This window comes from Woodsholea maritima DSM 17123, from assembly GCF_000382325.1.
Taxonomy (GTDB): domain Bacteria; phylum Pseudomonadota; class Alphaproteobacteria; order Caulobacterales; family Maricaulaceae; genus Woodsholea; species Woodsholea maritima.
The window spans coordinates 47,501-53,736 of sequence record NZ_KB908064.1; the positions used below are offsets into that span (position 1 = coordinate 47,501).

At 51.7% G+C, this 6,236-nt stretch carries 6 protein-coding genes, 1 tRNA gene, 2 rRNA genes and 1 pseudogene (1 of these 10 cut by a window edge); 5 read left to right on the forward strand and 5 right to left on the reverse strand.

Annotated elements, in window-relative coordinates; translation table 11 throughout:
- From H151_RS0114335 to H151_RS0114350, 4 genes are all read left to right on the forward strand, one after another.
- Positions 1-614: ribosomal RNA gene (locus tag H151_RS0114335) — 23S ribosomal RNA — on the forward strand (it extends 2,187 nt beyond the left edge of the window).
- Between the two features lie 135 nt (positions 615-749).
- Positions 750-864 (forward strand): 5S ribosomal RNA (gene rrf / locus H151_RS0114340).
- Positions 865-946: 82 nt separating this feature from the next.
- Positions 947-1,023, forward strand: a tRNA-Met gene (locus H151_RS0114345).
- A 153-nt stretch (positions 1,024-1,176) separates the two neighbouring features.
- Positions 1,177-1,476: a DUF6916 family protein gene (locus H151_RS0114350; protein ID WP_019962357.1), complete on the forward strand. Its 300-nt coding sequence runs from the start codon at positions 1,177-1,179 to the stop codon at positions 1,474-1,476.
- On the opposite strand, the gene H151_RS0114355 is transcribed toward H151_RS0114350, so the two are convergent.
- The 5 genes from H151_RS0114355 to H151_RS0114375 all read right to left on the reverse strand — a co-directional run bounded on the left by H151_RS0114355 (position 1,473) and on the right by H151_RS0114375 (position 4,874).
- On the reverse strand, positions 1,473-1,994 hold the full coding sequence (locus tag H151_RS0114355; protein WP_019962358.1) for a GNAT family N-acetyltransferase: 522 nt from the start codon (positions 1,992-1,994) through the stop codon (positions 1,473-1,475). The genes H151_RS0114350 and H151_RS0114355 overlap by 4 nt on opposite strands.
- An 18-nt stretch (positions 1,995-2,012) precedes the next feature.
- Positions 2,013-3,236: a hypothetical protein gene (locus H151_RS0114360; protein WP_019962359.1), complete on the reverse strand. Its 1,224-nt coding sequence runs from the start codon at positions 3,234-3,236 to the stop codon at positions 2,013-2,015.
- A 61-nt stretch (positions 3,237-3,297) separates the two neighbouring features.
- Positions 3,298-3,819 carry a phage tail protein gene (locus H151_RS0114365; protein ID WP_019962360.1) on the reverse strand — a complete coding sequence of 174 codons (522 nt, stop codon included), beginning with the start codon at positions 3,817-3,819 and terminating at the stop codon, positions 3,298-3,300.
- A gap of 9 nt (positions 3,820-3,828) precedes the next feature.
- Positions 3,829-4,347 (reverse strand): phage tail protein, encoded by a 519-nt coding sequence (locus H151_RS0114370; RefSeq protein WP_019962361.1) that lies wholly within the window; start codon positions 4,345-4,347, stop codon positions 3,829-3,831.
- Positions 4,348-4,358: 11 nt separating this feature from the next.
- The gene (locus H151_RS0114375; protein ID WP_019962362.1) at positions 4,359-4,874 is read right to left on the reverse strand and encodes a phage tail protein; all 516 of its coding nucleotides are present in this window, start codon (positions 4,872-4,874) and stop codon (positions 4,359-4,361) included.
- Positions 4,875-5,733: 859 nt separating this feature from the next.
- Between H151_RS0114375 and H151_RS0114380 the strand changes: the two are divergent.
- Positions 5,734-6,236 (forward strand): annotated as a pseudogene (locus H151_RS0114380) (hypothetical protein); the annotation flags it as partial.

Below are 6,236 nucleotides of genomic sequence, written 5' to 3' on the forward strand. Positions count from 1 at the left end.
CGGAGGCGCGCGAAGGTTGGCTCAGAGCGGTCGGACATCGCTCGTTGAGTGCAATGGCATAAGCCAGCCTGACTGCAAGACTGACAGGTCGAGCAGAGACGAAAGTCGGTCATAGTGATCCGGTGGTCCCGAGTGGAAGGGCCATCGCTCAACGGATAAAAGGTACGCCGGGGATAACAGGCTGATGATGCCCAAGAGTCCATATCGACGGCATTGTTTGGCACCTCGATGTCGGCTCATCGCATCCTGGGGCTGGAGCAGGTCCCAAGGGTTTGGCTGTTCGCCAATTAAAGCGGTACGTGAGCTGGGTTTAGAACGTCGTGAGACAGTTCGGTCCCTATCTGCCGTGGGTGTTGGAAATTTGAGAGGAGCTGCCCCTAGTACGAGAGGACCGGGGTGGACGTACCTCTGGTGGACCTGTTGTGGCGCCAGCCGCATTGCAGGGTAGCTAAGTACGGAAGGGATAACCGCTGAAAGCATCTAAGCGGGAAGCCCACCTCAAAACTAGATTTCCCTATCAGAGCCGTGGAAGACCACCACGTTGATAGGCTGGGTGTGGAAGTGCAGCAATGCATGAAGCTAACCAGTACTAATTGCTCGATCGGCTTGATCTTAAAAAGCTCATGAACGGCGGTCGATCCGCCCATGAACACAAAAAGATAAGCCCCCATAACAAAACGTCAGGCTAACCCCCTGACATCACCATCAGATAAAGATGTCTTCGATAAAAACTGTGTGTATGTCACCGACCGGGTGGCTATAGCGAGGGGACCCCACCCGTTCCCATCCCGAACACGGCCGTTAAGACCCTCTGCGCCGATGGTACTACATCTTAAGATGTGGGAGAGTAGGTCGTCGCCCGGTCCGTAACATACACACATCAAAAACATGCTATACTTTGTTAACCCATTCCGCAGCGCGAGTGATCGTGCTGGTTCCGGTTTGACGCGGGATGGAGCAGCCCGGTAGCTCGTCAGGCTCATAACCTGAAGGTCGTAGGTTCAAATCCTACTCCCGCACCCAAATTAACCCGTCAGGCTTATGCTTGGCGGGTTTTTTCGTTCCGGGGCGGATTAACGCTCTTAGCGTTTATAGAGTGCACGTAAGTGCTTCTCATATTGACCTTTTTTCCAGACGCCAAGCATGTTACGGTTCACCGTCATAAGGGAGGCGCACATGGAAACTTTAACGACTTTAACGATCAAGACCTTTGAGGCTTTAGGCGACAATAACTTTATTCTACGTGCGCAAAATGGCGAGGATACGCTTACCCTTGAACTCATCGAGGTGAAAGCGATGGGGCAAGCTGAACGGGAGGGCGGTGCGTTTGCGATACTGTTCCAAGGCCCGCCTCAGCCGAAACTTGATCAGGCCACCTATGGCTTGGAGCATTCAGAGCTCGGCACTGTGGCGCTCTTTTTAGTCCCCGTCGCAGAAAAGGCAGTCGGCTTTCAGTACGAAGCGATCTTCACTTAAGCGGGCAGGGCACTTGGTTCCGGAGATTTGTGCATCAGGTCATAAACCCCTTTATCCTCAGTCTTTTCAAAGCCAAGGCGTTTGTAGAGGGTCATAGCGGGATTGTTTTTCTCGACATGAATGCCGACGCTTTTTCCCTGGGCCTCAGCGTCACTGATGAGGTCGCGCAGGATTGCCTCACCCATACCTAGGCCGCGTGCTTCAGGCATCAGAGCGATGTCGATGATGCGATGCTCTTCAGGCCAAGCTTCGATATAAAGCCGCCCGATCGCTTTCATATTGCGCTCAATAATCAGCCATAAGGCATCAGGGTAATGGGCCTGGTAGTGCTCGTGCTGGGCGCGAAACTGCATGGCAATGAAGTTTGCCTTTTGATCTTCCGACCACGGGGTCATGGCCAGTTCACCCTCACGGGTTGAACGATACAGCTGTTCGAGGAAGGGGAGGTCCGCCGCCCCCATATCCCGGTAAAAGATAGAGAAAGCGGCGGCATGCCCCAGAGTTGGTTTTGAAATCACACTTTAGTCCTGAATGAATTAGTCAGCAGGGTTGGGTGTAATGTCGTGGGTTACAGCGATACTGGCAAGTCCGGAGCCCAGTGCGCTCCAGCTTGGGCTCCAGTGGTCAGGCTGAGTTTGATTGATAAAACTCGCGCTGTGACCGGCTTGGTCATAGCTATAGAGGTTCAAGGTCAGATCCGCTTGAGGCTCGAGCGACAAGCTGCCATCGCCCGGCACGTGAGCAATCACGCTCGGCGTGCTCCATACATTGTTCGCTCCGTTTTGGTGCCAGCCATAAAGCGGGCTTTGTGCGCCGCTACCGACCTGGGCAACAACGTAAAGTCCATTATCGGCATTAACGCCAACGGTAAAAGTGTAGAGCGTGTCCGGGAAGGACGCAAACAACACCCAAGGGCTGAACTCATCCTTGTTGACTTGGGTTTGGACCTTTTTATAGAGGCATTTGCCAATACGGGCAAAAATATGCACCAGGGCGAAGCCATCAATGGCCACGACAAGCTGTTCAAACCCGCTAAGGCCTTCAGCGATGTCTTGCCAACCCTGCCATTCTGGCTTTAGCAGCGGATCACGCTGTGTTTGGATATTGATATAGGGGACTTGATCCCCATTGATTCCCGCTAGAATGATGCGACCATCCGCATTGTTTCCGGCTGTTAGTTGAGCCAGACTGCCTGGAATTTCTTGCCAATCTGACCAGGCTTGAGCGGGGGGAACTTGTTCCTCCGCGGTGACTTCGATCGGCTCATCCGTGCCAGGAGGGGTCACGGTGACGGTTTCTTTTTTGATTGTATACGTGTTGGCGTATTTCCACCAAATCGATTGAGAGCCGGTGGCGTCTGTCACGAAAACATTGGGAAGACCGGTAAATCCACGCAGCATTACGGTGCTAGTGAAATCTGTGACGCCATCAGGATGGCCTAAATTTACAGGGCCGTTAAAGCGCTGAGTACCTGCGCTTGCAGATTCGCAAATATAGTAGAGATTATTGTCGCTTTGACCTTGCGCCAAAATCGCGACATAGCCCTCACCGGTGATGCTTGCCTGCAAAGTGTTTGCGTGATAGGTGGCACCGCTCAGGGTCGTGAAACTGTCCTCAAACGGGCCATTTTCCGTGACCTGTTCTTTGTGAACCAATTGGTTTTGTTCATTGATCGCGGCTAAGAAGCTGCGAAAATAAACAGAGCTGCGCCCCGTCGGTAGCGCGAAAAGCTCAGAAGACTGTACATCGTCCATAGGCATGATATTGCCCTTCATATTTGATCATCGGCCCTTGGGCCGAACATGTGTTCAACCAAGTCGCCTAGTCGCGGGAGGGGTAAAGCCCAACCAGCGCAATGATGAAGTTCAAGGTGATATAGGGCTGCATATTGTTATGCGCTTGGCCCCCACCCGCTTCTGGCAATGTTTCAAACGCCAAATCGACCAGGTTTTGATCATTGTTAGAATAAGAGGGTGCAAAGAATTGTGCAAACGTCCGGGTTGAGCTGGGTTCTCTTTCATTTGCAAAACCTGTAGTGCCGCGCAAGGTGTGTGTGTGCTGGGGCAGGGTGGCTTCCGTTAAGGTAGAGGTTTCGCTGCCTATACGCTCACCAAGACGACGCGACGTTAAGCCCGGGCCGCGACCGGGGTGCATGGGCGCGCGCCCTTCCATATTGGGTAAAGCCACAGTGGTTCTGCCATCACCGCCATAGGTCGTCCCGATCAGGGAGAACAGGGTGGTATTGTTTGCAATCGGCAGTAGTTGGCCATCACAAAAGGCCCAGCCGCGTGGGGCGAAATTGCCGGCAAATATGCGGATTTCTGCGATAAAGGGTTCTGACATGATCGTCTCCTAATGGCGGCTTGGGTAAATGCCAAACAGCGCGATAATGAAATTCACGCAGATACTGGGTTGCATATTATAGTGTGCGCGACTTCCGCCCGTCTGGGTAATAGTCTCGCTATTGAAGTTCACAGACGGGTTGTCTTCTGCATAGATTGGGGTGGAAGCGGTTTCGGCAAAAACGCGTCCAGCGGGACTGTCGCTATCGCCCGGTTGGGTGTTGGCTCTTATGTTATGTGTATGGCTAGGCATTTGATTGACGGTCAAGGTCACTTTTTCCGCACCGCCTTTACTGCCCAAACGACGCTCAGACAGGCCCGGGCCACGGCCCTGGTGTAAGGGGATGCGCCCGCGCATATCCGGTAGGCCAAAGGTGGTACGCCCATCCCCGCCATAAATCGTCCCCAATAACGAATACAGAGCATCATTCTGAGAAACGGCCAGCAATTGGCCATCACAAAACGCCCAGCCGCGGGGGGCAAAATTGCCCGCGAACATACGAATTTCACCCACATAAGGGTCTGACATAATTCAATCTCCTAATTGCGGGATGGGAATAGGCCCTGAAGGGCGATGCAAAAGGTCAAGGTGATATAGGGCTGCATGTTTTCATGGGCCTGACTGCCGCCGCTGTTTGTGACGGTACCCGAACGCAGAGATGTCGCGTTGACCGCCTCATAATCACGGAAGGGTTGGTTGCCAGGTGAGGCGGGTGCAGATAAAAAGTGGCTGGTGGGTTGGGTTTGGTTGGCGGGGGTCGAGTTGGCCCGCACATAATGCGTATGCTCAGGCATTTCATTGTTACTTAGAGTGTGGGTTTCTTCGCCTGATTTTTGCCCCAAGCTATGCCCCTCACCGCGATGAATGGGCGTGCGGCTGCGCAAATCCGGTAAGGCAAAGGTGGTGCGCCCATCCCCGCCATAGGTTGTTCCCAGTATAGAGTACAAAGATTGATTTTGATTGATGGGCAGGATTTGCCCATCGGTGAAGGCCCATCCGCGCGGGGCGAAATTAAACCCCATCATGCGGATTTCAGCTAGAAATGGTTCTGACACAAACTTCCCCCTTATAGCGAAGCGTGATCTAAATCACGATTAAGGTGCAAGGGAATATTCCCTCCAAAAAAGGAGTTTAAGTTAAGTCGGTCACATGATTTCTGGCAACAGCGAAATCAAAATAAATATAACTGAACGCGTATATTTAGTGCTTGACTTGCAAAAAAAGCCCATAAAAAGAGTGCGTGGACCCAAATTCTCTTTAAGGGGGTTTTTGTGCTTAGTTTTCACTTGAACGAGAAAGCTAGTTCGCGCTATGAAGCACATTGGGGTGGTCTGAAAGTCAATCTATTTAGGGTTGATGTCGCTTGATTCTGAGCTTTGCGTTTATTTCGCCTGTTCGGTGTAGAGCGTTATGACTTCAAATCACCTTTCGGGGGATTTTTTGCCGCTTAGTTCGGGGTGTTGTGCTATGAAGTTGGTCGATTTTAAAGTGTTTGTTTTGGGCGTGGGGTTGCTTCTCACAAGTTTTGTTTGGTTGCCCAATACAGCCCAAGCGCAGAGCTTTACGTGTAATCTAACGCTAACGTCGGGCGCTGTAGGCAGTATTAATATGAGCTCGCAAACATGTTCTAACGGCTTTGCGAATGGAAATGATATAATATCGCTAGGTAACGATCACAATGTTAGTCCCCAAGGATTAACCGTTTTTCCTGGCGTAAATATTACTGGATTGAGTGTTGAGGTAAATGGCGGTCCTGCCTCAACTTCAGGCCCAAGATATTTATGTAATGGCACGTCAGTATCGTGTGACTATGATATAGTTTTTACATATTCGGATACAGAGTATGCTGTTCAATTTTCAAATTCGGGAATTGGAGCTTCTGTTGATGTAACATCTAACCAAGTTGCGCCCACTGTGAGCACTGCCCCTGAAATCGCCATTACATCTGATGAAGGTGGAGCTGTTGCAGATAGCGGAACAGATACATTTGCATCATCCAAAACCGCGGGCGTTGCGACGAATGTCACTTACACGATCACGAACTCCGGCACCGACACCTTGACGATTACGACCCCGACGGTTGTGGCAAACATCTCGGGTGAAACGAATGTCACGGTTAATTCCTTGGTCTTGGGCTCAACCACAGTGGCACCGGGCGGGGGGACAACCACCTTGGTTGTCAATTATACGCCCACTGTGGCGGGTAGCTTCGATTTTGATCTAAGCTTGGCTAATGATGATGGCGATGAGAACCCTTATAATATTGCTGCCTCTGGTACCGCGACAGGTACGCCCGATATCGCGGTCAGTTCGTCTCAGGGCGGGGCGCTTACCGATGGCAATCCTAATGCCTTGGGCAATAAGGCCGTCGCCACGCAAGACACCTTGACCTATACGATCACCAATCCGGGTTTGGC